Below are 25919 nucleotides of genomic sequence, written 5' to 3'. Positions count from 1 at the left end.
TATGCCGGTTGCTATTTTTTTGTTTCACATATTCACCTTACAAGCGTGACAAATCGAACGGGGTTTCCTGATAAACATAGTAATTCAACCAGTTGGAGAATAAGAGATTTGCGGCACTCCGCCAAAGCACTACCGGCGGCTTACTCGGGTCGTTGCCGGGATAGTAGTTACAGGGGATATTAATAGGTAATTTTTGCGAAATGTCACGGTCATACTCTGACTTGAGCGTCAGCGGGTCATATTCGGAGTGTCCGGTTATAAAGATTTGCCGGCCGTGGCTGTCAGCTACCGTGTGAACACCGGCGGCTTCGGATTCTGAGAGGATGCGGAGGGCAGCGTTTTTTTCAATATCTTCCCGCCTGATTTCGGTATGCCGGGAATGGGGAACATAGAATATATCGTCAAACCCCCGGAATAGCTTGTCTTGGTTAGGAGAAATAATGTTATGCGGAAAAACTCCGAACATTTTTTCCGGCAGGCTGTACTTCGGAATGCCATAGTGATAATATAAACCGGCTTGGGCTCCCCAACAAATGTGCAGCGTGGAATAGACGTGCTTTTTGCTCCACTCCATTATCTCGCAAAGCTCATCCCAGTAAGCCACTTGCTCAAAAGGCATTTGTTCCACAGGCGCGCCGGTGATGATCATACCGTCATAATTGCGCGATTTGATGGTATCAAAAGTCTCATAAAATTTGACGAGATGTTCTTGCGGGGTGTGTTTGGGTGTATGGGTTGCCGTATACATAAAATCAACTTCTACCTGAAGGGGTGAGTTGCCTAATAAGCGCAGCAATTGTGTTTCGGTGACAATCTTGGTTGGCATCAGGTTGAGCAGCAGGACCTTAAGCGGGCGGATATCCTGACTATAGGCCCGGTCTTCGTACATGATAAATACATTTTCGTTTTCAAGAATATTGGCGGCAGGTAAGTTGTTGGGAATTGCTATCGGCATATTTTCATCCTCCAATACAGAAAAAGCATCTGCCAGTAAAACAGATGCTTTTACATTGCAAAAATTTTTGCTAAGTTAATTTAATATAACCTATCTGTGAAAAATAGTCAATAATGGGAGAAAAATGTGTTCTTTATTTTGTAGAAAAACTGTAAATAGCTGTCAGGATGGACAGCAGGAAAAATATTACTACTATAGAATAAATATTATATCAAACGTAAGGAGGGTTACAAGTAATGGCGAAAAAAATTCTTATACTGACTGGTGATTGTGCTGAAGATTATGAGGTTAAAGTACCCCAGCAGGCACTGATGATGCTTGGTTACCAAGTTGACGTAGCTGTACCTAATAAGAAGGCCGGTGACACGGCACAGCTGGTTGTGCACGATTTTACCGGGCTGGATACTTATGTGGAACTTACCGGACATCGAATTCAGGTCGATATTGCTGCTAAGGATGTTAAGCCGGAAGAATATGTCGGGCTGGTAGTCCCCGGCGGTCGTGCTCCTGAATATATTCGCATGTATCCCGAAGTTATTACGTTGGTAAAAGCATTCTTTGCTGCCGGCAAGCCTGTGGCCGCCATCTGCCACGGAACGCAGCTTTTGGCTCCGGCTGACGTATTGACAGGCAAAACCGTAACTTCCTATCCGGCGTGTGCGGCAGAATGCCAGTTGGCCGGCGCGGAGTGGAAAAATGAGCAGGTCGTTGTCAGCGGTAATCTGGTGACGGCGCAAGCCTGGCCGGATCATCCTGCGTGGTTACGGGCTTTTGTTGACTTGTTAGGGGCTAAAATCAGTATTTAGACAGTAATTACATAACATCCTGTTTGCAGGCCTTCAGGCTGAAACAGGGTGGCAGCAATAGAACTGAGTACCGAAAGCTATGCTTTCAGTACTCAGTTTTTGTTAGTCTGCACAACCGCCGAAACAAGGCCTGGCGCGGACGACCGTCATACAACGCTGCGCCGCTGGTGCTTAACCTCTGCTTACGCACAACGCCACCCCGCGCCTCAGTGATGCTGAAATTGGCTTGCAGAAAGCTTTATAATCAGCAAGCCTTTGGGTGGTAATACTATATATGGACAAATCCTGGTATTCACGATAAAATGACGCTTAGAACTATTTGCCAGTACTACGAAAAAAAGGGGTGCAGCTATTGTTTGTTCATGAGCTTATTCAGCAGGGAACGCCAAGCAGCATAGCTTTTCATGGAAAAGATTATGTAACATATGCTGAGTTTAGCCAGCAGGTAGAAAAATACCGCAATTATTTTTATATGTCAGGTGTCCGGACCGGTGAAAATGTAGGATTGTTTTCGCGGAATTCGGTTGACTTTGTCTACTCTTATATGGCCATTGTCAGTCTCGGGGCCGTAGTAGTGCCTATTAACTTCCAACTGACAGCACGGGAAACGGCTTTCATCATTAAAGATGTCAAAATGAAGCAGCTGGTTACGATGGAGCGTCTGGACCTTGATGACGAACTTGCACAGCTGGGATACGCCCAGGAGGTCAAACAGCTTGTCCTGCCGGATATCAGGCAGGTTGTAGAACACCAGCGGCTGTTTGCCGCTCCTGCTATATCTGATGAGTTTGACGAGAACCACCCCTGTGTCATCATTTATACTTCCGGTACTACCGGCAGCCCGAAAGGTGCGGTGTTATCCCATAAAAATCTGGTAAGTAATGCGAAAGCCTTTGGTGAAGTGCTGCCTGTTACTGCCGGTGATAATGTACTATGTGTGCTCCCGATGTATCATTGCTTTGCCTGGACCTGCGCCATACTGAACGCTCTGCTTTGCGGAGCGTCGATTACCGTTTTGGAGGCTTTTGCGCCCAAAGAAACCATTGCCGCCATTAAAGAGTATGGCGTAACTGTCATTTATGGGGTACCGCCCATGTATAACCTCCTTACCCGTGTCGGGCAGAGGGATGACCTGGCAGGAGTAAAACTCCTCATATCCGGCGGAGCGTCGCTGCCGGAAAAGGTAGCGATACAATTTGCCGATAAATATGGTATAAAAATTCTCGAAGGTTACGGCCTTTCCGAAGCCTCGCCGGTTGTGGCCCTAAATCCGGTAGAAAAGCCTAAATACTGTTCTATCGGCAAAGCTCTCCCCGGCCTGGAAGTTACAGTGGTTGATGAGCAGGGCCAGTCTTTGCCGCCAGGGGTGGTAGGCGAAATTGTTGTCCGTGGGCCCACGGTGATGTTAGGCTATTTCAATTTGCCGGACGAGACGGCTAAGGCAATGAAAGACGGTTGGCTTCATACCGGAGATTTGGCTTACCGGGATGCTGAAGGCTATTTCTTTGTTGTCGACCGTTTGAAGGACTTAATTATAGCCAATGGAGAAAATATTTATCCGCGTGAGATTGAGGAATTGCTGTATGCCTATCCGGGTATCATCGAGGCCAGCGTAATTGGTGTGCCTGATCAACTGCGCGGTCAGGTGGCGCGCGCTTATATCGTGCTGGCAGAAGGCCAGCATTTTGATAAAAAAGCGGTCAGAGAGTATTTGCAAAGCAATATTGCCGCCTATAAAATCCCGCGGGATTTCATTGTTGTGAATGCTTTGCCGAAGAATCAGACAGGCAAGATATTAAAACGCGTACTCCGCGAGCAGGCAGGGTGAAAGTGTATCAATTTCATGTACTGGCAGGCCGGCAGTTGTGATTAGGCTGTTAACCGCCGGCGACATGCACGAAGTCAGCATATATTTGGAACGGAATTACCTGGAAACGGTTTCGCTGGGCGGCAATCTTGAACGTTGTGGTATTGAAAATGATCATATGAGCCGGCGTTCGGGCGACTATTATGGATATTTTGCCGCCGGTCAGTTACGGGGAATACTGGCCTTTTTTAACTTAGGCAGTGTCATCCCTCATTTTGAAGTGCCGGAGGCGGTCGGTGAGTTTGCCTCCCTAATGCGTCTGCGCCGGTGGAAGGTGATGGCTGGCGTGAAAAGGGTGGCAGAACCTTTGTGTCAAGCCCAGGCTAAACCGGTGCTGGCTTATGAAGACAGCCATTATCTGGCTAATTATGCCATAAAGCCCAGGACGCTGCCAGAATCGCTTGCTATTGCCGAAGTGGAAACAGTAGACCGCATACTGGCGCTTAGGTTTATTGTCGAAGCCTACCGGCTGGGTTTTCAACGCCGCTTTAATCAGGAATTGGCAGCCAGGCTTATTCATGACCGCAGTCCTGAGGAAGCGATTGTCTTTCTTTTAGCAGGCGGTGTGCCGCAAGCGCTGGCCATGGTTCAGGCAGTTACCGGCCAGGTTCATCAGATCGGCGGTGTATATACCAGGGAAGGCAGCCGTGGGCGGGGCTATTGTCAGGCGTTGGTTTCCACACTGTGCCAGAGGAGCAAGTCCTTTGGCAAAATTCCGGTATTGATGGTGCACCGGGATAACATTCCGGCCGTTCGGGCCTATGAGTCCATTGGCTTTACTTATGTTACCGATTATTTAGTTGCAAAATTCTAGTAGTCTGCCGCCGGATTGCACTTAGATATTCCTCATTAAAGAATATGGCAGGCGCAGGCGGGGAGTGTAGTGGCAAAGCTTTAACACGTTGTATATAGCTACAGAATCGGAAAAATATTGCAGAAAAACAGAAGGATTTGTCGGAAGTTTGCCGAAGGTATTTGCAGGTAAGCACAACTATTCAGGGGGGAGCCTCCATGCGGTTGCCTGTAAAGTTACCTGCCATATGCCTGGTAATTCTTATGCTTGTTCTGGTAAATAGTCCGGTACTGGCTGCAACAAAGAAAAAAGTTAACCCGCAGCCGGAATCTGTTATCAAAACTGCGGAAAAATATTTAAAAACACCTTACCGGTTTGGCGGCGAATCTCCCCGGGGGTTTGATTGCTCCGGCTTTGTTAAATTTGTATATGACAAGCATGGAAAAAAGCTGCCTCGGACAGCCGATGTTCAGTATAAAACAGGCAAAAAGGTGGCACGCAGCAAACTAAAGCCGGGAGACCTGGTCTTCTTTAACACCTATGGAAAGGGTGTTTCTCATGTCGGTATTTATTATGGCGGCGGTAATTTCATTCATGCCTCTTCCAGCCGGGGCGTAATAATCACGAAACTTGAGGAGTCGTACTGGAAGCCACGGTATCTTGGAGCCAGAAGAATAATGAATTAAATTGAGTTTCCGAACGATGATTCTAAAACTGTGATTAAAGTTCGATTTTTTCATTGACAGATTTTGTCCACTGCTGGTACAATAAAAACAAATCCATAATGCTCGTATATATTTGAGAATACGGCTCAAACGTTTCTACCAGGCGACCGTAAATCGCCCGACTACGAGTGAAAGTGCGCCTAGGGTTCCGTGCAGCACCGATGATGCTGCAGACTGTGACCAAGTGGCGCAGGTGTTGACTCTAACACTACACCGATGGGATAAAAACCCTGGCGGGAAAGTTTCGCTCTATTAGATTCATGCGAAATTTTCCCGCCAGTTTTTTATTCTAACAGAGAGCATAACTTTCTTAAAAGCAGTATAGGGAGAACAGCGGCTTGTGCTTTCGCCAAGGATTGGCACAAGCCGTGTTTTCTTTAGCTTTTTCGGGGTAAGCTAGCACTAGGCATCGCCTACAGAGGTTAGCTTGCAGGGTTTTTTGCGCCATATAGGACGGAGAAGCCGCTCATAGCGGACCTGTGAGGCGACGGCAACTCTGCAATGCGGCCAAAGTCTGTAAACGAATCCATGCCTTTGGGTGACGCAGGGTACTAGTGTTGAGGAGACACCTTAACTAGTAGTAGAAAAAGGGGAGAAAAGGAAATGTTGGAGAAATTTTTTGAACTCAGCTCTCGTAAAACCGATGTGAAAACAGAGGTAATTGCCGGTTTAACCACCTTCATGACCATGGCGTACATTTTGTTTGTCAACCCAAGTATTCTGGGCGCTGCCGGTATGGACAAGAATGCAGTGCTCTTGGCTACTGCACTGGGTGCCGGCATCGTGTCGATTATGATGGGGGTTTTTGTCAATTATCCGATTGCCTTGGCGCCAGGCATGGGTCTAAATGCTTTTTATGCTTTTACAGTTGTTATTGGGATGGGCGTCCCCTGGCAGGTTGCCCTGGGGGCAGTGTTTATTTCCGGTCTTATTTTTATTTTGCTTACTGTAACTCATGTGCGGCAGCTGCTGGTTGAGGGCATGCCGAATTCTTTAAAACATGCTATTACCGTAGGTATTGGTTTGTTTATTACTATTATTGGCTTGAAACTGTCCGGCATCATGAGTATCCGCTTGTCTTTGATTCCGCCTACTTTAGAAAAAATTGTCGCCGCCAAAGGCAACGGTACGCCGCTTAGTTTTGAAACCATTATTGAAATGGGTAAATTTACCCATCCCGAAGTATTGCTGGCCGTATTTGGCCTGATATTCATTGGTGTATTGATGGCCCGCCAAATAAAAGGGTCTATCTTGATAGGCATTTTCGTTACCACTGTTTTGGGCATCATGATGGGAATTGTTAAGATTCCTGCCGGTTTTAGCCCGATGGCTATTCCTGACTTTAGCAACAATGCTTTCCTGCAGCTTGATATTATGGGCGCGCTGAATATGGGACTGGTGGCTATTGTTTTCACATTTACCTTTGTGGAACTGTTTGATACCATGGGCACACTTGTCGGCACTGCCTCTAAAGCCGGTTTGATGGACAAAAACGGCAAGTTCCCGGGTATTGGCAAAGCCATGCTGGTGGATGCCACCGGTGTAAGCTTAGGCGCTATGCTGGGTACAAGCACAATTACTGCCTATGTGGAAAGTGCTGCCGGGGTTGGCGCAGGCGGACGCACCGGTCTGACTGCTGTTGTCTGTGGCATACTCTTTTTCCTGGCTCTCTTTTTCACGCCGCTTGCCGGTTTGATTCCGGATGCCGCTACTGCGCCGGCGCTGATCATTGTAGGCGCATTGATGATTGAATCTGTCCGTCATATTGACTTTGGCGATCTTACCGAAGGCATACCCGCCTTTTTGACCATTGTTATGATGCCTTTTACCTACAGCATTGCTAATGGCATCTCAGCCGGTCTGGTCATGTATCCTTTGCTGAAACTGGTTACCGGCCGTGGCCGCGAAGTACACTGGATTGTATACATTCTGGCAGTGCTTGTCGTATCCCGGTTCCTATTCCTGGCTGAATAAAGAAAAAAATAAACCCAGATATTTTGGTAAAATATCTGGGTTTTATTGCAAATCTAACTTTGCGGATTTTTAATGCGGAATATAGCTGCAAATGAAAGGGTGATGATATGAAAGTAGCAATTATTATGGGTAGTGATTCCGACTGGCCGGTGCTTGAACCGGCAGTCAGCCAGCTGAATGAGTTTGGTATTGAAACAGAAGTTCTGGTAGCATCAGCACACCGCACACCGGATAAGGTGCATCATTTTGTGGCCGGGGCCAAGGAACGCGGTGTTCAGGTATTTATTGCCGCCGCCGGGGCGGCCGCCCATCTGCCTGGAGTAATTGCCAGCTTTACCACACTGCCGGTCATCGGCATTCCGGTCAATGCCACACCGCTGGGCGGTATGGATGCGCTGCTTAGTATTGTGCAGATGCCTGCAGGCATTCCGGTAGCGACTATGGCGATTAACGGTGCCAAAAATGCGGCGTTGTTTGCAGCTCAGATACTTGCTGTTCATGATACCGGGCTGGCTGATAAGCTGGCAGCCCACCGCCGGACTATGGCGGAAGAGGTTGAGAAAAAAGATGAGCGTCTGGCTAAAAAACTAACAGGACAGATTTAGTAGGGGAGGATGTATTATGACAAAGCCAATGTATGAAGGTAAAGCAAAACAAGTGTTTGCCACTGAAAATCCCGATGAATTACTGGTGTATTTCAAAGATGACGCTACCGCTTTTAATGGTGAAAAACGCGGCACTATCGGCAACAAAGGTGTGCTTAACAATAAGATATCCACGTTTTTCTTTAATCTGTTAAGTGAAAAGGGTATACCGCATCATTTTATCAAAATGCTTAGTGAACGCGAAATGCTGGTCAAAAAATTGGACATTCTGCCGGTCGAGGTTGTTGTCCGCAATATTGCCGCCGGCAGCTTAGCCAAACGTATCGGCTGGGAGGAAGGCCGCAAGCTGCCGTCCACCGTTATTGAACTCTATTACAAAGACGATAAGCTGGGCGACCCGCTGATTAATAATTATCACATCAAAGCGCTGGGGCTGGCTAGTCCCGAACAAGTGGAAACCCTGGAGGCCTATGCGCTGAAAATCAATGAAATTCTATCAGCCTTCCTCAAAGACAAAAAACTGGAGTTAATTGATTTCAAACTTGAATTTGGTGTGCATAAAGGCGAAGTGCTGCTTGGGGATGAAATTTCGCCAGATACCTGTCGCTTCTGGGACAGCGAAACAGGCCAAAAGCTTGACAAAGACCGTTTCCGCCGCGATTTGGGCAATGTAGAGGAAGCGTACCAGGAGGTACTGCGCCGAATTACCGGACAGTAAATTGGCTGCGAAGAGTGTTATCAGAATAAAGAATGTAAGAGGCAAAGGAGAAACCAAGTGCTTTACGATATACAAAGTGATAAATTGCGGGAAGAATGCGGTATTTATGGCATTTTTGCCAGGCAAGAGAATGTAGTGCTGTCTACTTACTGGGGTTTGTATGCGCTGCAGCACCGGGGTCAGGAGAGTGCCGGAATTGCGGTAACCGACGGGACGGTTATGGATGTGCAACGGGGTATGGGACTGGTCAACGAAGTATTTCGTCATGGTTTGCCTGAAAGGCCGGGCCATATTGCCATCGGTCATGTCCGGTATTCGACAACCGGCTCTAGCCTGCTGCAAAATACGCAGCCCCTAATGGTCAACTATTCCGGCGGGCAAATTAGTATGGCTCACAACGGCAATCTGACTAACGCTCGTGAAGTTCGCAAAGAACTTGAAGAAAAGGGCAGTGTGTTTCAGACCTCTATCGACAGTGAAGTCATTGTTAACCTCATTGCCCGGTCTACGAAGCAAACTGTTGAGGAGAAGATTGTTGACAGTCTGATTAATATTCACGGTGCCTATTGTCTTGTTATCATGACCGAAAACAAGCTTATCGGTGTGCGTGACCCGCATGGTTTCCGGCCCTTGTGCCTGGGCAAACTGGGCGATGGCTGGGTATTGTCTTCCGAGTCCTGTGCCCTGGATACTGTGGGCGCGGAATTTGTGCGTGATATTGAACCCGGGGAAATGATCAGTATTGATGATAGCGGCGTGGTATCCCGCCGGTTTGGTGAAACCGACCGCAGGGCAGGCTGTGTGTTTGAATACATCTACTTTGCCCGGCCTGATAGTGTCATTGACGGACAGAGCGTGTACCAGGCCAGGTTTAACATGGGCCGGACGCTGGCGCGGGAAAGCCGGTTTAAAGCTGATATTGTCATTTCAGTACCTGACTCAGGTACCACGGCGGCGCTCGGATACAGTCATGAGTCAGGCATACCTTTTGCCGAAGGATTAATGAAAAACCGCTATATTGGCCGGACCTTTATCCAACCGGAACAGAAAAAACGGGATATGGGTGTGCGGATTAAACTTAATGCCGTTGCTTCGGTAGTGAAAGGCAAATCCATTGTCATGGTGGATGATTCCATTGTGAGAGGCACTACCAGCGGTAAAATTGTCCGCATGTTAAAAGAGGCCGGTGCAACTGCTGTTCACATGTGTGTAAGCTCGCCGCCCATCGGTTTTCCCTGTTATTACGGCATTGATACCTCGGCACGCAAAGAACTGATTGCTTCGTCCAAACAAGTGGAGGAAATCCGGCAGTTTATTGGTGCTGATTCGCTCCATTATCTTTCCCTCGAAGGACTGCATGCATCTATCGGTCACATTTCTGCGAAAACGCTGTGCAATGCTTGTTTTAACTGTGACTACCCGGCCCACACGCCGGGTGAAGGCAGCTGTGCCAATAATAAATTTTTATTCGAGCCTGCGGGCAGGAAGTAGATCCCTGATTCAACTGCAAAAGAATATATTAGGAGGGCAAAAATGGCCGACAACCAAAAATCAAACCTCGAGACACAAACTCCGGGCATCGAACTGACATACCGTGATGCCGGTGTTGATATTGATGCCGGCAATAAAGCTGTTGAACTTATGAAACGCCATGTGCGTTCCACCTATCGTCCTGAAGTGCTTGGTGATATTGGCGGTTTTGGCGGATTATTTGCATTAAATTCCGGCAAATACCGGCAACCGGTATTGGTGAGCGGTACTGACGGTGTCGGTACTAAACTCAAAATTGCCTTTTTGACTGACAAGCATGACACCATTGGGCAAGACGGTGTTGCCATGTGTGTTAACGATATTCTGGTGCAGGGGGCCGAACCGCTGTTTTTCCTGGATTATCTGGCGGTAGGCAAGCTGGAGCCGGAAAAGGTTGCCGCCATAGTCAGCGGGGTGGCCATGGCTTGCCGGGAATCAGGCTGTGCTCTGCTCGGCGGTGAGACAGCCGAGATGGCTGGCTTCTACCCTGACGGCGAGTATGATATTGCCGGTTTTGCCGTGGGAGTTGTTGACCGGGATAAAATTATCACAGGCGAAAAAATTAAGCCAGGTGATGTATTAATTGGCTTGCCATCCAGTGGCCTCCATTCCAACGGCTTCTCCCTTGTCCGTAAAATCTGCTTTGAGGTAAAACAACTGCAGGTGGATGCCCATATTCCCGAATTAGGCCGTACACTTGGGGAAGAACTATTAGAACCTACCCGGCTGTACCCGAAAACCTGCCTGCCGCTTATCGAAAAATTTGATATTCATGGTATGGTTCATATCACTGGCGGCGGTTTTTATGATAATATTCCGCGGGTGCTGCCTGAAGGCTGTGGGGCCGAGGTAGACACCTCAGCCTGGACTGAGCCGCCTGTCTTTGGCTTGCTGCAGCAATGGGGCGGTGTAGCCAAGGCCGAAATGTACCGGACGTTTAATATGGGTATCGGCATGATTCTCATTGTGTCGGCCGCAGCCGCGCCGGACGTACAGGCTGAATTGGCTGCCCGCAACGAAAAATCATACATAATCGGTAAAATTACGGCAGGTGAGCAGCGGGTAGAACTGAAGTAAGGAGGGATTCCTGATGAACAAAACCGTCATCGGTGTTCTGGCTTCAGGCCGCGGCAGTAATCTGCAAGCCATTGTCGATGCCATAGAGGCCGGACGGCTTGCTGTTACGATTGGTGTAGTTATCAGCGATAACCCGGAAGCCAATGTCTTAAAGCGCCTGGCTGGCTCAGACATCCCATCTGTGTGTATTGACAGGCGGCAGTTTGCCTGCCGCCAGGATTTTGAGGCTGCTGTTGCCGAAGAACTTAATGTCCGCCATGTCGAACTGGTAGTACTGGCTGGTTTTATGCGGATTTTAGGCCGGTATTTTATTGACCGGTTTGCCGGAAAAATCATGAACATCCACCCTTCCTTGCTGCCCGCTTTTCCGGGGGAAAACGCGCAACTTCAGGCTTTGCAATACGGTGTTAAAGTGTCAGGCTGCACCGTGCATTTTGTCGATGAAGGCATGGACACCGGGCCGATTATCCTGCAGGAAGCGGTGCCTGTTATGGAAGACGATACTGAAGAAACCTTATCAGAACGGATTTTGCATGCCGAGCATATTTTGTATCCTCGCGCCCTGGCTTTATATTGTGAGGGGCGGCTGTGTATGGAAGGGCGACGTGTATACATAAAAAGAATAGAGTGAGGTGAGGAGACTGATGAAAATTAAACGTGCGCTGCTAAGCGTGTCGGACAAAACCGGAATTATTGAGTTTGCGCAAGAACTGCACAATTTAGGGGTACAAATTATCTCAACAGGCGGCACTATGAAAGCCATTAAAGAGGCAGGGATACCTGTTACCTATGTGAGCGAAATCACCGGATTTCCGGAAATTATGGATGGGCGCGTTAAAACGCTCAACCCCTATATTCATGGCGGCATACTGGCCATTCGTGATAATCCGGCTCATCAGGCGGCCATGGTTGAACATAACATTCACGGTATCGACTTGGTGGCAGTCAACCTGTACCCTTTCCGCCAGACGGTGGCGAAACCGGACGTGACGCTGAATGAGGCTGTGGAAAATATTGATATTGGCGGACCGGCAATGATCCGGGCGTCGGCCAAGAATTTTCACTATGTGACGGTTGTTGTCAATCCGCTGCGGTACCAGGACATTATTGCAGAGTTGCAGGCCGGGGGCGAAGTGGCGTTAAAAAGCCGGATGGCATTGGCGCAGGAAGCTTTCAGCCACACCGCCGGCTATGACGCATATATTTCTCAATACCTGAGCGGCCAGCTGGGGCAAGGGCTTTTCCCGGACACGCTGCATCAGGTCTATGAAAAGATCCAAGACCTGCGGTATGGAGAAAATCCGCATCAGTCAGCTGCTTTTTACCGTGAGCAATATTACTCAGGCCCGGGTGTGGCTAATGCCAGGCAGCTTCATGGCAAGGAACTGTCGTTTAATAATATTGTTGATGTAGAAGCCGCCTATGCGCTGGCAGCGGAATTCCAGCAGCCGGCTGCCGCCATCATCAAGCATACCAATCCCTGTGGCACAGGCATTGGCGCCACGTTGGCCGAAGCTTATCAAAAAGCGCATCAGGCTGACCCAATATCGGCTTTTGGCGGTATTGTTGCCGTAAACCGGGAGGTCGATGAAGCCACCGCGCAGCTTATCAGCGAGATATTTGTTGAAGCCGTCATTGCGCCGTCCTTCAGTCAGGCCGCGCTGGAGATTCTGGCGCAAAAGAAAAATATCAGGCTGTTGGCAGCCGCTATACCGCAGCCTGATGGCAACCGGCTTGACGTGAAATCAGTGGCAGGCGGTGTGCTGTTGCAGCAGGCCGATATGACTACTGCCGCCCAAAACGACATGAAAATTGTCACCAAGCGTCAGCCGGCAGCCGATGAATGGGAGCAGCTGCTCTTTGCCTGGAAGGTAGTTAAACATGTCAAGTCTAACGCCATTGTCATTGCCAAGGACAACAAAACCCTGGGTGTGGGGGCAGGCCAGATGAACCGTGTCGGCGCAGCCGGGATTGCTTTGGCACAGGCTGGTGAACAGGCTAAAGGCGCAGTTTTGGCATCAGATGCCTTCTTTCCGTTTGCCGATACTGTCGGAGCTGCCATTGCGGCAGGTGTTACAGCCATCATTCAACCGGGCGGTTCGGTTCATGATGAAGACTCGATTAAAGCGGCAGATGCCCATGGAATTGCTATGGTGTTCACCGGTATGAGGCATTTTAAACATTAAACATAAGATAGTTAAAGGGCCAGGCTGCAGCCTGACCCTTTAACTATCTTAACACCAAGCATAACTTTTCTAATTTTGCTGTTACTCCAATTCCACGGCAATTTGCACATTGGCAGATATCTGTATTAGTCCGGCGGAAATCGGGGTTGACGCAGTGTCAGCCATGGCTTTGGCATACAACCGGCTGCCGGTTTCCGGTGATTGCAGATGAACACCATTTTCGTTTACCGTCGTAACCCTGACCACCCGTTTGTCTAAGGCTGCGGCAATGGCGTCGGCTTTGCTAAGAGCATCCCGGACGGCCTGCGCCAGTGCGGCATTTTTCACATCGGTTTCGTTATTTTTACTGAACCGGATGCTGTTTACCTGATTGGCTCCTGCGTTCAAAGCCGTATCCACAACCTCCCCGGCTTTTTCAACCGATGTTGTTACGGTAATGCTGTTGGTAATCTGGTACCCTTTAATGCTTGGCAGGCGCCGTCCGCTGTCGTCATATTTATAGATTGGGTTTACCACATAGTGGGCGGTTTTTATGTAGTCTGACTTGATTCCCAGGTTTTCCAGCTGCGAGCGGATTTTAGTTGAGATATCGGCATTTTTGGCCTGCGCCGCCGCTACGGTTTCGGCTTCTGTTACCGTCCCCAAATTGATGTAGGCAGTATCCGGGGCAATTTCCATCTGGTAATTGCCGCTTACTTGGACTACGGTACCATTAGGACTTTTTTCGGCAGCCAGAGCGGCCGGCAACGCCGCTGTTATAATTAGCAGCATCAGGACTAAGATTTTGACTGGTTTTTTCATACTATCAACTCCTTATTCATATAAACGCCCTGATAAGTAAAAAGTAACGGAAAAAATAAAAAAAAATTAGAAGCTGGGGATGGTATTTTTGCAAAGCGTCAGTATGATACTGGGTGGCCGCTGGTATAGTTTGGCTACTTTGTTGGCCTGTAAGACTTCGGCAGCCAATAAAATACATACTCTTATTTGGGATGGCTATCAGCAATTTTTTCGCTGTTACCACGGATTGAACCATCTTGCCGATTGTTTTATCCACTTTGATGAAATCAGGCACAGGCTGGCTCAGCCTGCGGTGGCGGAGTATGCATTATGGTTTCATGATATCGTATGTGTGCCGAATTCGCAGAGTAACGAATATATGAGCGCAGCTGTTGCGGCATATGCTGCCGAACAAATGGGGTTGCCGACGGCATTTGCCGGACAGGCAGCCAAACTGATTTTATTGACAAGTCATCAGGAACTGGCTGACAGCGAGGACGGAAAATATTTGGCAGATATTGATTTGTCGGTATTTGGGCGAGAATGGAACGGCTTTTTGGATTATGAGCATCAGATAAGAGCCGAGTATGGACATGTGCCTGATTTAGACTACCGTCAAGGGCGATTGCAGGTTATCGAAGGGTTTCTCAGTAAAGACAGCATTTATCAGACCGATTACTTTCGGGACCGGTACGAAAGCATCGCTAAACGAAATCTACAGGCGCTTGGCAAACAATTGGCCAGTCAATAACCTAGAGCTATCCATCACCCCGCGAATCATCACCGAAGCATGGGGACGTTCTTTTTGCTCCCCAGTCCCGATTTAATTTGGGATAAGAAGTGAACGGTGATAGAAAACCTCCTGGTTGTGTTACACCACCCCGATTAAGTAAGCAATAACTCAAGCTTAACAAAAAATTCGTCCAGCGCATGCTGAAACAGGACGATATTGGCGTTATCCTGCCGGTAAAAGCTGATGGCTGCGATCAGCCTGTCATTATGGGTGACATAGCCGATTCCCAGTCCACCCGGTGCGACGGGGGCGAAGGCAAATGTGTCGACGATCGGCGTGTTGCCGAGCGTTGATGTCGACAAATACTGCGTACAATATGTGGCAAATGCGGCATCGCTGAATAACGGCGGTTTTTCTGGTATGCCGAGCTCCCGGCCAAAACGCTCGTACATAATTTCCAAACCGGCGGCATGTCTGATAAAGCAGCAGAAATCTTTGGCCTTGGCGATTTTTTGCACATGCTCGCAACTGGCTTGGGCGAGCATGTCGGACAGCTGCTTTTGCGGCGCGCCGTTAAGCAAGGCGGCCACAAATTGGGCGCTTTCTTCGCTGACACTGCGGATACAGGCGGTGCGGCCCTCATAATATTGCGTTACACTAACCGATTCGTGCGTTGTCCTAAGGGCTTTAAAGACTTTTAACTGAGCATACTGAAAGGCGAACTGGAAACAGGCGTCCACGTTAAGCTTGCGTGCCTTTATTTTGCCGATACACAGCTTGTCGCGGACATAGCGCACTATGTCGATCTGGGACGCTGTTTTTTGATACTGCGCTTTTATGGCGGCCAGCTGCTCCTGGATTGGCGGCGAGAGGACAAAATTGATCGGCGTGAGAGGCGCGGTCTGGGCGTTGTCGGCAAAGCTGCCGGCAAAGTCGGCCATTTTTTTAAGCAAGCGATTGATTAGATAGATATTGTTGACGCCGTCCATATAGGTGTGCTCATTGTTGAAGGTGCATACTTTATTCTGATATACCGTTATGCTCCACGGCTTATAGGCCCAGATATCGTCGGTACTGTTATAAAGCTTGTCGGCAAGAGGCTGCTGCATGCTTGTCAACGAGGTCAGCGTAACGATGAACATCGTTTTGTTGACAATATCCATGCTGCAGGCATTGGCCGGGACTTGGCAGATTTCAGCAATCAGTTCTGCCGCCCGGTCGCTGCCGGCCAAAGACAGGACGTTCCAGGATGCTTCGGCGTGGCTGCCTTTGTCGTGATAAATTTGCTGCAAAGCGCGCCGGATACAGTCAGCGCTGTATATCCGGCCGTCCTCATCAATTAGTTTTATTGTATAAAATTTGTTTTTGTAAAATACGCCGAAGGAATGAACTTCGGTAAAGTCTTGAAAGAACGTGAAGCGGTCTTTATTCTTGTGCGGGATTTTTGTTGCCCTGAATGCTCCCTGAAACTGGCTCATGCACAGCGGCGTCTCTTTGTGCGCCATCGCCGGCAGCGTGTTGTGCACAATTTCCAGATATAATTGGCCAGCAGAGTGTGCCAGAATAGCAGTAAACTCAAGATAGTCGTATTTTTCTGAAAAACTGGGCAGTGCAAGCTCCAGCAAATAATTGCCGACAAGTGTGACCGGGTCCCGCATCGTTAAATAGATGTCGCGTGAATAAGGCATGAGCCAACTGCGAGGGGCGATTGACCGGCTGTATTCCAGTAGTTTGCCGTGCAGCGCCGCACCGTCGTTATGGCAAAAATGTTCGGCCACGGTTTTGGCCTCGGCGAATTCGTGTTCGCTGAGCAAGGGCCGTAAGCCTTTTAAATACCAGTCGATAGACTGGCAAAGATCGGGGACGGGGAGCGCCGGCAATTCGTGTTGGTCCACCTTACTCTCAGCTCCTTCTGTGGTGTGGTGTGCAGAGTATAGCTATTGTCTGCTGTCCATAGTATAAATATTTTTACTCTTTCATTATAATATGAAAATGTTAACAATGACAATAATAGCATCAAATCGTGTGTTTAACTTGTGATAATGACACTAGGTAGATTATCGTGAGAAAATGTCACTATAAACAAGAAGCGTGGGGACGCTCTTTTTGCTTCGTATGTCCTTAAGCATGCTCATGCATTTCGGGACTAAATTCCTGGATAAAAATGGAGGATAAAAAGTAAATTATATAGAATATATTGTTTGATTTTGGTAACCATTAAGGGTTTTAATGGAATAGTGAAGCTTGATCAATAGGAGGTTTTTTGGTGAATTTTAAAGGGTTTATCGGGTTAATTGCTGTATTGGCGCTATTAATGGTGCCGGGAACGCGGGCGTTTGCTGCGTCTGAGGCGAGTTTGGACACAGAGCAGGCTGTTAGTGTGCCGGCGATAAATCCGGAGATTAACGTGGATGACAAAAAAATCCCGGATGTTATTTTGGCAGGAGTAAAGACAGGGGGAAAATGGGGGTTTATTGATCAGCAGGGAGAATATATCATACCTGCTGAATGCAAAGAGATCAGAGCTTTTGAGGAAGGTCTTATTGCTGTAAAAAAAGAAACCGGCTGGGGATTTTATGATAAAAGGGGCCAGTTGGTGATTCCTGCCCAGTTTGATGAGGTGGGGACCTTCAAAGATGGATTTGTGACGGCCAGACATAAAAACAAGTGGGGCTATTATGATACCCAGGGGCAAGCTGTGGTACCGGTGGAATTTGATGCCGTGGCGGGAATAAGTGAAAAATTAGCTTTGGTTAAGAGTGGCGGCAAATGGGGATATTACCGGATTGGTGAAGGACTGGTGATCCCCGTTCAGTACAAGGAGGCCGGGTTGTTTGCCGAAGGCCTGGCGCCGGTTAGAAACGACGGGAAATGGGGTTATATTGACAATACAGGCAAGGTAATGTTACCTTTTCAATTTAAGAATGCCCGTCAGTTTAGCGAGGGGCTGGCTGCTGTTAAATTGGACAGTAAGTATGGGTTTATTGACCGGAGCGGCGCTGTTGTTATCAAGGAGGCTTTTGGCGAGGTAGCTGGCGGCTTTCAAGATGGGATCGCTATAGTCAAGGTAGAAAAAAAGTGGGGCTACATAGACAGAAAAGGTACTGTTTTAGCTTCAGGCTATGACACAGCGTTTCCTTTTAACAAGGATGTGGCGGAAGTTTGGGTTGTGAAAAAGTCATTTTCCTTTTTGGAAGCCGCTCTGGTAGCTGTGGGGGCTTCTGCCGGGTATGTGGAAATTCGGACTAATGAACTTTTGCCGGAAAATACGAAACGCGGTTTTATTGACAGAACAGGAAAAGAAATTATATCGACCAAAAATCATGTTACCGGTGTTTTCCGGGAGGGGCTGGCTACAGTACGGATAAAAGATAAATGGGGTGCGGTAGATAAAACCGGCGCTGCCGTCGTCCCGGTACAGTATGATAAGATGTCTGCTTTTCGTAACGGGTTTGCTCAGGTCAAAGACGACCAGAAATGGGGTTTTGTTGATAAAACCGGCAAGCTGTTAACACCGCTAAGGTTTGATGAGGTATCAAGCTTCGGGTATGATGGTTTGGCGGCGGTGAGAGTGGGGGAAAGATGGGGCTTTATCGATACCAGCGGTAAAACGGTCATTGCTTTTCGGTATGATGATGTTGGTTTTCCCGATAAAGCGGTTTTAGAAGAAAAACTGGGCTTCTTTTGCGGGTTTGCTAAAGTAAAGATTGCCGATAAATGGGGAGTAATTGATACCACGGGACGCATGGTAGTCCCTGCGGTATTTGACAGTGCTTCCGAGCTTATGGGCGGTTCCTTTGGTATGCTGCCGGTTAAAAAGAGAACTTGGGGATTTATGGACACAACAGGCCAGATGGTTATTGAGCCAAAGTATAGCGAAGTCGGGCTATTTTGGAATCAAGAGATGCTGGAACGGGAAAAGAGCTATTATCTTAATTAGGATTTATGGTCGGCTGAATGAAGAAGAACCCGCAAATTTCGCGGGTTCTTTGTATTTTTTATAGTTCTTCGGCAACTGCTGCTTCGACGGCAGGCTGTGTCAGCAAACTGGCAGCAATGAGCACGATCGCGCTGACCGGCAGGGCGATAACCAAGGGGTCGATATATGTCCACGGTGTAACGCCCAAGGTGTTAACTCCGAACAATCTGGCGCAGAGGCCAAAAATACCGGCTTCTTTTTCGTGTACAAAAAATACCAGTCCGGCGTATACTACTGTTGCCGTAATCATGCTGTACATAGCGCCTGATGGAGTAATGCGCGGCCAGTATAAGGCGGCTGCATATATTGGCAGGAAAACCGCTGTACACATTCCGAAGAACAGCGCCGTAGCAATGGCAATAATTCCTGCCGGGAGATAAAGCGCTAATGCCAAAGTTAGTAAAAAGCCCAGCAGCGTACCGATACGTGCCAGCATCAGGGTTTGTGCATCGCTGGCGCCTTTTTTGGGATTCAAATCATAAGAAATAGAAGTGGAAATAATATGAAATTGGCCGCTTAAGGTCGACATGGCTGCCGATAGCAGTGTGAATAAGAAAATATAGCGCAGCCATTCCGGCATGGCTAGGGTGATAAAGAGCGGGATAATTTTATCAATATTTGGGGCTGTGCCGCCTGCAGCCGTTGCTGCCAGTGCAAGTTTTCCGCCATGCTCAACAAAATATACGTTAGATAAAGCGCCGACAGTAAAAGCAACACCGGTCATGAAAAGAATGAAGACTGCGCCAACTCCTAAGCCGTTATAGATTCCTTTGGCACTTGATACTGTCATGAATCGTACAGCAAGCTGCGGTTGGGCCAAAACACCGATACCTACGCCCAGAACCAGGGTAGAAATGACAAACCACCATAATTCCGAACCAAATGCAGGCATAGCTGTAAAACCCATATGTCCCTTAGCTATCATAGCCTGTGGCACCATATTGCGCAGTGCTTCCAGTTTCAAATGCGCCGTGGTGACTCCGCCCAGCAGCGAATAGGTAAATATGACCAGTGCAGCCATCCCAATGAACATAACAATACCTTGCAGTGCATCAGTATAAATAACCCCGCGCAAGCCACCAAAGAAAACATAGGCCAGCACGATGACTGCAAAAATCGTCAAGGCAGTCACATAATCCATTTGCAAAGCTTCTTCCATATATCTGGCTCCGCCGATCATTACGGCTGCTGCATAGAGAGGCATTGTCAGGCAAATCATAGCAGCAGAGAATTTTCGGATAAAGGGAGAGGCAAAACGAGCTCCCAGAAACTCGGGAAAGGTTTTGACTTGTAGTTCTTGCGCAAGTTGCCGGGTTTTCACACCGAAGAAAACAAAAGCAACAAATATACCGACAAATATGTTGAATACCGTCAGCCATAATAAGCTCATCCCGTACACTCCGGCAGCTCCGCCAAAACCGACGATGGCCGAGGTGGATATAAAGGTTGAACCGTATGCCAGGGACATAAGAACAGGATGGACATTACCCCCGGCAATCATATAATCTTTTGAGGATTTTGTGTGCCGGTAGCCAAGATAGCCGAGGAAAACTGTTATCCCCAGATAGACGGCTGACATAATATAAAGTAAGTCAGTATTCAAAACAATCGCTCCCTTATTTATAATAAATTTAGTTTATTCGCCCCCTTTGCGGACAGAATAAAAGATACATAATGCAGTAGCAGCAAAACAAGCCAGGTATGCAAATGCAATCCAGGGGTCGGTCAATCCCAACACTAGTAATCACCTCCTTATGTAAAAATAATAAACTCCCGTCCCTATTGATAAGGGACGGGAGTTTTCACTTCCCGCGATACCACCCTGGTAGAGTCATTCGGCTGATCGGCCGGCAGACTCCGCTCTGTAAAGTACGGGCAACATTAAATGTTACCGATACCTCCTTCCCGCTAACGGTGGAAGTCCCGTCCGCACCTACCAATCGGGACAGCAATTGCCCCGTTCTTCAGCTGGCAACTCCAAGGAGAACTTCACACATCAACTTCAGGCTAGGCTCTCACCGTTTCCTAGCTCTCTGGGCTGTAATTGAATGGCTACTTTTCCTCTTCATCGTTTTTCGATAGTCCTAATTTAATTATACATAGCAAGCAACACAAGGGAATATTTCTGATGAATATGTACTATGATGAATACTATAGTAAAACATATGTATTTTGTCAAGAAAAAATTGCAGGACAAGGGGATGAGGGTTGCCTTAAATGATCGGGGTAACTCCCGGGTGTGCCCGGATGCCGGTATTGGTGCTGTTGGCCACGGTATGCAGCGCTTTGCCCAACCGTTTAATACCTTCGAGCAACTGGTCCTCCGGATAGGTGACAAAGCAGATTCTAAGTTCCTGAGAACCGGCGGCATCTGCATAGAAAGCTTCACCGGGAACAAATGAAACTCCTGTTTTTGCTGCTTCATGCAGCAGTTGGCGGGTAAAAATGCCATGGCTAAGTGTGCACCAAAAATAAAAGCCGCCTGCCGGCAAGGTAAAGGTGAGGTATGGGCTGCAGTACCGTCTAAGGGCGCTGGCGACAAAGTCGCGGCGCTTTTTGTATTCGGTGCGGACAAACGCCAGGTGATCATCAAGTAAATCTGCCGTTAAATAATCATAGAGCAATCGTTGCGACAGGTTGCTGCTATGCAAATCAATATATTGTTTCTCCAGGGCAAACCGGTTAATGACTGTTTCCGGCGCTACAACCCAGCCTGTGCGCAGGCCGGGGAAGAGCATTTTGGAGAAAGTCCCCAGAGCAATAACGCCGCCATAAGGGTCAAGGGCTTTGAGGGAAAGCGGCGGCTGTTCACCATAATATAATTCGCCATACGGATCGTCTTCGACGATGATTAACCGGTGTTTTGCCGCCAATTGCAAAAGTCTGCGGCGTTCTTCCAGCGGCATGACCCGGCCGTTGGGATTCTGAAATGTCGGCATGATATAGAACAGCTTAGGGCGGTAGCGGATCAGATAATCCTCAAGCAGGTCCAACGGTAAACGGCCTGAAGACGGCAGACTAAGTAACCGGGCATTGGCAGTACTAAACACCTGGATGGCTCCCAGATAAGTGGGAGACTCAACAATAACATAATCACCCGGTTCCAGAAAAACCTTGGTAATTAAATACAGTCCCTGCTGCGAGCCGCTGACAATCATTGTGTTTTCCGGGGTTGTGCCATAGCCTTTTGTCGTCAGTCTGGCTGCCAAGGCATGGCGGAGCGGCAAATAGCCTTCTGTAGGGATATGGCCTAAGTCGCAGCCGCCAGTATGGGCAGATTGCAGGCTAAACAAACGGTTAAAGTCATTTACGGGATATAATGCCGGGTCAGGCATACCGGCTGCTAACGGGATACTGTCAGTGACTGAGACCGAAGCAATTATTTCACGTAAAATAGAGGATAATTGCGTATTGGGGGTGGGAGTAAATAACTGTGACCAGGGTACAGCAGGAACACTCTGGACAGGTGGTGTCAACTCAGCTACATAGGTGCCGCTGCCGACCCTGGTGCTGACCAGTCCTTGTTCCTCCAAGCGGCGGTACGCGTTAATGGCTGTCGTGCGGCTTACGCCTAAGAGAGCGGCCAGCTCACGTTCAGGCGGCAGCTTACTGCCGGCAGGCAGGGTGCCATTATTGATATTTTCGGTCAATATGGTGGCAATTTGCATGTACAGGGGAATCGCTGATTTAGGGGCAAGCAATACTTTGTCAAGAATTTTGGATATATCCATTTGAATAAAAAACTCCTTGTGTATCCAATTATTATAATAATTGTCATAATTGGATATTTACAATGGTTTTCCTGCCAGGTAATATAAAATAAATTATAAAAGGCGGTGGAGCTCTTGAGAGACTATATGCAAGGGGCGCGTGACAGCATACCTATTATGCTGGGAGTAATGCCTTTTGGTATTACCTGCGGTGTTATGGGGTTGGCAGCCGGCCTGACTCCGGCAGAAACCATACTTATGTCGCTCCTGGTGTTTGCCGGGGCAGCGCAATTTATCTGCATTACTATGCTGGGAGCCGGCATTACCGGCTGGGGTCTTATAGTATTTACTACCTTACTGATTAACCTTCGTCATCTGTTAATGGGAGCATCGCTGGCACCGCAGCTTTTAAAACTGCCGCTTGCCCGGCAGATCCTGCTGGCATTTGCACTGACAGATGAGTCGTATGCGATTACCGTCAATCGCACAGCCCAAGTCGGCTATAGCGCCAATTACCAGATGGGAAGCAGCTGGGCGTTATATTTTACCTGGGCATTGTCCACTATTGTCGGTGTGCTGGTGGGAAGCTATATTCCGGACCCACTGGCCTGGGGCCTGGATTTTGCCATGCCGGCTGTCTTCCTCGCCATGTTGGTGCCCCGGCTGAATAATCCTGTCAGTGTGGCTGTTTGCCTGGTTGCTGCTGTGACGGCGGTAGTGGGAGCCGCTTATTTGCCGGGAAAATGGTATATTATCGCTGCCTGTGTGTCGGCTAGTATTGTAGGCGGCTTATTGGAAAAGGAGGAAAACCATGCGGTTTGAGATGTTACTGATTATCGCCGGAATGGCGGCGGTTACTTTTTTTACGAGGTTTGGTGCGCTGGCTTTATTGAAAAAAACCGGGTTGCCCTGTTGGTTTGAGCGCTGGCTCAGGCATGTTCCCACTGCCGTGCTGACGGCCCTCATTGTGCCGGCACTGCTGCTGCCGCAGGGCCGGGTTGACTTGTCTCTCAGCAACCACTATTTGTTGGCGGGGATATTGGCGGCCATTGTGGCTTATACCTGCCGGAACGCCATGCTGACCATGGGACTGGGTTTGACAGCCATGCTGTCGCTGCGGTGGCTTGGAATATAGGCGTGTTATTGAACCGGAGCCGTTAATCTGTCAAAACCGATTCTTGCCCTGAAGTCGCTGGTAACTAAAAAGGTAGCAATTTGCTGTTTTCAGGCATAGTATATGGTGCGAAACCAATTTGGAGGTGTTATAGACTATGCCTGTTAACGAAGACGATCGCAAATCCAAGCATCATTATCATCAACAAAACTGTGCAATGCCACATGTGCATACTTATCTGCTTGAAGCTGATGTGGCCGACGAGCATCAGCATATAATTGTGGGAGTTAGTGGCCCTGCGAGGGAAAGGGGAAGAACCCATATTCACCGGATTCATGGGCGGACTTCATTTATCAGTGAAGAAAACGGGGAAGGGCACTGGCATACCGAGGATATTATGACCGGACCGGCTATTGAAATGCCGGAAGGCACTCATGTTCATTACTTTGAAGGCGTGACAAGCAAAGACTGTGGACATTGCCATAGCTTTTCCGGTGCTACCGGTCTCGGACCGTCAACCTTCTGCCCGGACGATGAAGAGGATGAAGATGACTTTTGTGACGACTATCATAGTACCGATGACTGCGAAGAAGTTGAAGACGAGTGTGACATACCAATAAAACCAATGCCTAAATATAAATTCGGTAAGCGTCTTGACGAGAAGAAATGAACCTGCTTACAGATCCGCCGGCACGTGTTGGCGGATCTTTTACTTGTGTTTGCCAGGGGGCGGGGGAAAACCGTATTTTCTCTATTTGCAGGATGTGTGAGAATATAGTATAATTTTAACGTTAACCATGATAAAAATTGATGGTTAACGTTTGTTTTATTAGTTAACCATGATAAATAAAATCGGTTAACAAGAGGAGGGCGACATGCTGAGTACGGAATTGATTATTAAGCTTGGCACCAAAGTGCTGGAGGGTGGGGAAATATCCCGGGAAGAGGCGTCAGTCCTGGCGGCAATTGATGATAAAGAGGTGCCGTTCTTATTAGCGATGGCTGACAGGATCAGGCAACAGTTTGTTGGTGATGACGTTGACTTGTGCGCTATCGTAAACGGCCGCTCCGGATTGTGTACGGAAAACTGTCGTTTTTGTGCACAATCAGCTCATCACCAAGCCAATATTTCCATATATCCATTACTTAGTGAAGCTGAACTGGTAGCGGCAGCCAAACAGGCCGAAGCCGGCGGGGCGCTTCGTTTCAGCATAGTTACCAGTGGCAGGGGGGTGGAACGAGACCGGGACTTCCCGCAGATTGTCAGTGCCCTGGAGCGAATTAAGCAGGAAACCAGCCTAATGGTATGTGCCTCACTCGGCACCTTGACACTGGAACGGGCCATAGCGCTGAAGGCAGCCGGGGTAAGCCGCTATCACCATAATGTTGAGAGCAGCCGCAATTACTACATAAATGTTTGCACAACCCATAGCTATGATGACAGGGCAGACACCATCAGCATTGCTCACGCAGCCGGGCTGGAGGTATGCTCAGGCGGCATTATCGGTTTAGGCGAAAGCATGGAAGACAGATTGGATATGGCATTTGAACTTAAGACACTGGCCGTTCATTCTGTGCCGCTTAATATATTAAATCCTATTAAAGGCACAGAACTGGCCGGACAGCCACCGGTTCCGCCGCGTGAAATATTGAAAACCTTTGCCCTGTTCCGGTTTATTCTGCCTGCCAGAGGAATTCGTACTGCCGGCGGGCGGGAGGTAAACTTGCGGGATTTACAATCCATAAGCCTGATGGGAGGAATTAATGGCATGCTGATTGGCGGTTATCTTACAACAGGCGGACGCAACTGTGAGATGGATGTGGCCATGGTAAAAGATGCAGGGCTGCGCCCTTTGTCGGCAAAAGCTGTCAACAAGGAATAACGATATGCTGAGCAGAGTGGGGTGGATCAGCGAGGTTGGGCTGCTGACCGCCTTTATCACCATAACCGGCACCTTTAAGCTGCCGGGACTGCTGCCGGGAACAGAATTTCAACTGTCAGCGCCGCTGGCTGTGGCTATTTGTGCAGTGTTTGGTTTTGGCAAATATATTACGGCAGGTGTGCTGTCAAGTGTTATTGGCCTAATACTTGGTACCCAGTCGCTGTTAAATGTGTTTATCGCCATGGTATTCCGGGGAGTTGTCGGTATGATAATCGTCCTGTTCGGAAACTCCTGGCCGATTATTGTGCTGGCAGGTCCGGCAGGTTCGGCTGCTGCCCGGCTGGCGCTGGGCGGGTTTATTGGCAAAGCGGCAATCCCGCTTTTGCTGGCAGCTCTGCCGGGGATGATGTACACGGCTTTGTTGGCTTGGCCGCTTACGGCTTTGTTAAAACGGATAAAGGAACATAAGGGAAGGTGACGGAGC

Annotated in this window: 24 protein-coding genes, 1 riboswitch and 1 other annotated feature; of the genes, 18 read left to right on the top strand and 6 right to left on the bottom strand. The window is 48.5% G+C overall.

Annotation, left to right across the window (positions count from 1 at the left end; all coding sequences use genetic code 11):
- Nucleotides 1-37: 37 nt before the first annotated feature.
- On the bottom strand, nucleotides 38-955 hold the full coding sequence (gene metA, locus GT1_RS03385; RefSeq protein WP_188397379.1) for a homoserine O-succinyltransferase: 918 nt from the start codon (nucleotides 953-955) through the stop codon (nucleotides 38-40).
- Nucleotides 956-1191: 236 nt separating this feature from the next.
- Between metA and GT1_RS03380 the strand changes: the two genes are divergently transcribed.
- The 11 genes from GT1_RS03380 to purH all read left to right on the top strand — a co-directional run bounded on the left by GT1_RS03380 (nucleotide 1192) and on the right by purH (nucleotide 13236).
- Complete coding sequence (locus GT1_RS03380; protein WP_075754272.1) at nucleotides 1192-1761, top strand: DJ-1/PfpI family protein; 570 nt, start codon at nucleotides 1192-1194, stop codon at nucleotides 1759-1761.
- A 352-nt stretch (nucleotides 1762-2113) separates the two neighbouring features.
- Nucleotides 2114-3589 (top strand): class I adenylate-forming enzyme family protein, encoded by a 1476-nt coding sequence (locus tag GT1_RS03375; RefSeq protein WP_188397542.1) that lies wholly within the window; start codon nucleotides 2114-2116, stop codon nucleotides 3587-3589.
- A 37-nt stretch (nucleotides 3590-3626) separates the two neighbouring features.
- Nucleotides 3627-4442: a GNAT family N-acetyltransferase gene (locus tag GT1_RS03370; RefSeq protein ID WP_188397377.1), complete on the top strand. Its 816-nt coding sequence runs from the start codon at nucleotides 3627-3629 to the stop codon at nucleotides 4440-4442.
- A gap of 197 nt (nucleotides 4443-4639) precedes the next feature.
- Complete coding sequence (locus tag GT1_RS03365) at nucleotides 4640-5107, top strand: C40 family peptidase (RefSeq protein WP_075754278.1); 468 nt, start codon at nucleotides 4640-4642, stop codon at nucleotides 5105-5107.
- 82 nt (nucleotides 5108-5189) lie between these two features.
- Nucleotides 5190-5291: riboswitch (purine riboswitch) on the top strand.
- A gap of 458 nt (nucleotides 5292-5749) precedes the next feature.
- Nucleotides 5750-7120 carry an NCS2 family permease gene (locus tag GT1_RS03360; protein ID WP_075754280.1) on the top strand — a complete coding sequence of 457 codons (1371 nt, stop codon included), beginning with the start codon at nucleotides 5750-5752 and terminating at the stop codon, nucleotides 7118-7120.
- A 107-nt stretch (nucleotides 7121-7227) separates the two neighbouring features.
- Nucleotides 7228-7725, top strand: coding sequence for a 5-(carboxyamino)imidazole ribonucleotide mutase (purE, locus tag GT1_RS03355; RefSeq protein WP_188397375.1), 498 nt, complete (start codon nucleotides 7228-7230; stop codon nucleotides 7723-7725).
- Between the two features lie 16 nt (nucleotides 7726-7741).
- Nucleotides 7742-8443 (top strand): phosphoribosylaminoimidazolesuccinocarboxamide synthase, encoded by a 702-nt coding sequence (gene purC, locus GT1_RS03350; protein ID WP_188397373.1) that lies wholly within the window; start codon nucleotides 7742-7744, stop codon nucleotides 8441-8443.
- A gap of 57 nt (nucleotides 8444-8500) precedes the next feature.
- Entirely contained in the window at nucleotides 8501-9934 is a 1434-nt protein-coding gene (purF, locus tag GT1_RS03345; protein WP_188397371.1) for an amidophosphoribosyltransferase, read from the top strand.
- Between the two features lie 42 nt (nucleotides 9935-9976).
- Nucleotides 9977-11050, top strand: coding sequence for a phosphoribosylformylglycinamidine cyclo-ligase (gene purM, locus GT1_RS03340; RefSeq protein WP_188397369.1), 1074 nt, complete (start codon nucleotides 9977-9979; stop codon nucleotides 11048-11050).
- A gap of 13 nt (nucleotides 11051-11063) precedes the next feature.
- Nucleotides 11064-11681 carry a phosphoribosylglycinamide formyltransferase gene (gene purN / locus GT1_RS03335; RefSeq protein ID WP_188397367.1) on the top strand — a complete coding sequence of 206 codons (618 nt, stop codon included), beginning with the start codon at nucleotides 11064-11066 and terminating at the stop codon, nucleotides 11679-11681.
- Between the two features lie 13 nt (nucleotides 11682-11694).
- Nucleotides 11695-13236: a bifunctional phosphoribosylaminoimidazolecarboxamide formyltransferase/IMP cyclohydrolase gene (gene purH, locus GT1_RS03330; RefSeq protein WP_188397365.1), complete on the top strand. Its 1542-nt coding sequence runs from the start codon at nucleotides 11695-11697 to the stop codon at nucleotides 13234-13236.
- A gap of 81 nt (nucleotides 13237-13317) precedes the next feature.
- Here the strand turns inward: purH and GT1_RS03325 are convergent, their stop codons facing one another.
- Complete coding sequence (locus GT1_RS03325; RefSeq protein ID WP_188397363.1) at nucleotides 13318-14037, bottom strand: SIMPL domain-containing protein; 720 nt, start codon at nucleotides 14035-14037, stop codon at nucleotides 13318-13320.
- A gap of 79 nt (nucleotides 14038-14116) precedes the next feature.
- Here GT1_RS03325 and GT1_RS03320 point away from each other — a divergent pair, with 79 nt between their 5' ends.
- Complete coding sequence (locus GT1_RS03320) at nucleotides 14117-14767, top strand: N-methyl-D-aspartate receptor NMDAR2C subunit (protein WP_188397361.1); 651 nt, start codon at nucleotides 14117-14119, stop codon at nucleotides 14765-14767.
- A gap of 134 nt (nucleotides 14768-14901) precedes the next feature.
- Here the strand turns inward: GT1_RS03320 and GT1_RS03315 are convergent, their stop codons facing one another.
- Nucleotides 14902-16644, bottom strand: coding sequence for a choline/carnitine O-acyltransferase (locus GT1_RS03315; RefSeq protein ID WP_188397359.1), 1743 nt, complete (start codon nucleotides 16642-16644; stop codon nucleotides 14902-14904).
- Between the two features lie 371 nt (nucleotides 16645-17015).
- Between GT1_RS03315 and GT1_RS03310 the strand changes: the two genes are divergently transcribed.
- On the top strand, nucleotides 17016-18689 hold the full coding sequence (locus GT1_RS03310) for a WG repeat-containing protein (protein WP_188397357.1): 1674 nt from the start codon (nucleotides 17016-17018) through the stop codon (nucleotides 18687-18689).
- 58 nt (nucleotides 18690-18747) lie between these two features.
- On the opposite strand, the gene GT1_RS03305 is transcribed toward GT1_RS03310, so the two are convergent.
- The 3 genes from GT1_RS03305 to GT1_RS03300 all read right to left on the bottom strand — a co-directional run bounded on the left by GT1_RS03305 (nucleotide 18748) and on the right by GT1_RS03300 (nucleotide 22459).
- Nucleotides 18748-20331, bottom strand: coding sequence for a sodium:solute symporter (locus GT1_RS03305; RefSeq protein WP_188397355.1), 1584 nt, complete (start codon nucleotides 20329-20331; stop codon nucleotides 18748-18750).
- Nucleotides 20332-20364: 33 nt separating this feature from the next.
- Nucleotides 20365-20466 carry a symporter small accessory protein gene (locus tag GT1_RS22705; protein ID WP_331250330.1) on the bottom strand — a complete coding sequence of 34 codons (102 nt, stop codon included), beginning with the start codon at nucleotides 20464-20466 and terminating at the stop codon, nucleotides 20365-20367.
- A gap of 47 nt (nucleotides 20467-20513) precedes the next feature.
- Nucleotides 20514-20806 (bottom strand) — a binding site (T-box leader).
- Nucleotides 20807-20941: 135 nt separating this feature from the next.
- The gene (locus GT1_RS03300; RefSeq protein ID WP_075754302.1) at nucleotides 20942-22459 is read right to left on the bottom strand and encodes a PLP-dependent aminotransferase family protein; all 1518 of its coding nucleotides are present in this window, start codon (nucleotides 22457-22459) and stop codon (nucleotides 20942-20944) included.
- 105 nt (nucleotides 22460-22564) lie between these two features.
- On the opposite strand from GT1_RS03300, the gene GT1_RS03295 reads away from it, so the two are divergent.
- The 5 genes from GT1_RS03295 to GT1_RS03275 all read left to right on the top strand — a co-directional run bounded on the left by GT1_RS03295 (nucleotide 22565) and on the right by GT1_RS03275 (nucleotide 25913).
- On the top strand, nucleotides 22565-23260 hold the full coding sequence (locus GT1_RS03295; RefSeq protein ID WP_373325855.1) for an AzlC family ABC transporter permease: 696 nt from the start codon (nucleotides 22565-22567) through the stop codon (nucleotides 23258-23260).
- Nucleotides 23250-23573 (top strand): AzlD domain-containing protein, encoded by a 324-nt coding sequence (locus GT1_RS03290; protein WP_075754304.1) that lies wholly within the window; start codon nucleotides 23250-23252, stop codon nucleotides 23571-23573. Before GT1_RS03295 ends, GT1_RS03290 begins: the two co-directional genes overlap by 11 nt.
- Before the next feature lie 136 nt (nucleotides 23574-23709).
- Nucleotides 23710-24222 (top strand): YmaF family protein, encoded by a 513-nt coding sequence (locus GT1_RS03285; RefSeq protein ID WP_075754307.1) that lies wholly within the window; start codon nucleotides 23710-23712, stop codon nucleotides 24220-24222.
- Between the two features lie 205 nt (nucleotides 24223-24427).
- Nucleotides 24428-25435, top strand: a complete 1008-nt coding sequence (gene bioB, locus GT1_RS03280) for a biotin synthase BioB (RefSeq protein WP_188397353.1) — start codon at nucleotides 24428-24430, stop codon at nucleotides 25433-25435.
- Between the two features lie 4 nt (nucleotides 25436-25439).
- Nucleotides 25440-25913: a hypothetical protein gene (locus GT1_RS03275; protein WP_188397351.1), complete on the top strand. Its 474-nt coding sequence runs from the start codon at nucleotides 25440-25442 to the stop codon at nucleotides 25911-25913.
- Nucleotides 25914-25919 lie beyond the last annotated feature (6 nt).

Origin of the sequence: Sporomusa sp. GT1, from assembly GCF_014634905.1 — a bacterium.
GTDB classification, from domain to species: Bacteria; Bacillota; Negativicutes; order Sporomusales; family Sporomusaceae; genus Sporomusa; species Sporomusa sphaeroides.
The sequence above is the reverse complement of the archived record's forward strand: the minus strand, read 5'-3'. Positions and strand labels throughout refer to the sequence as shown.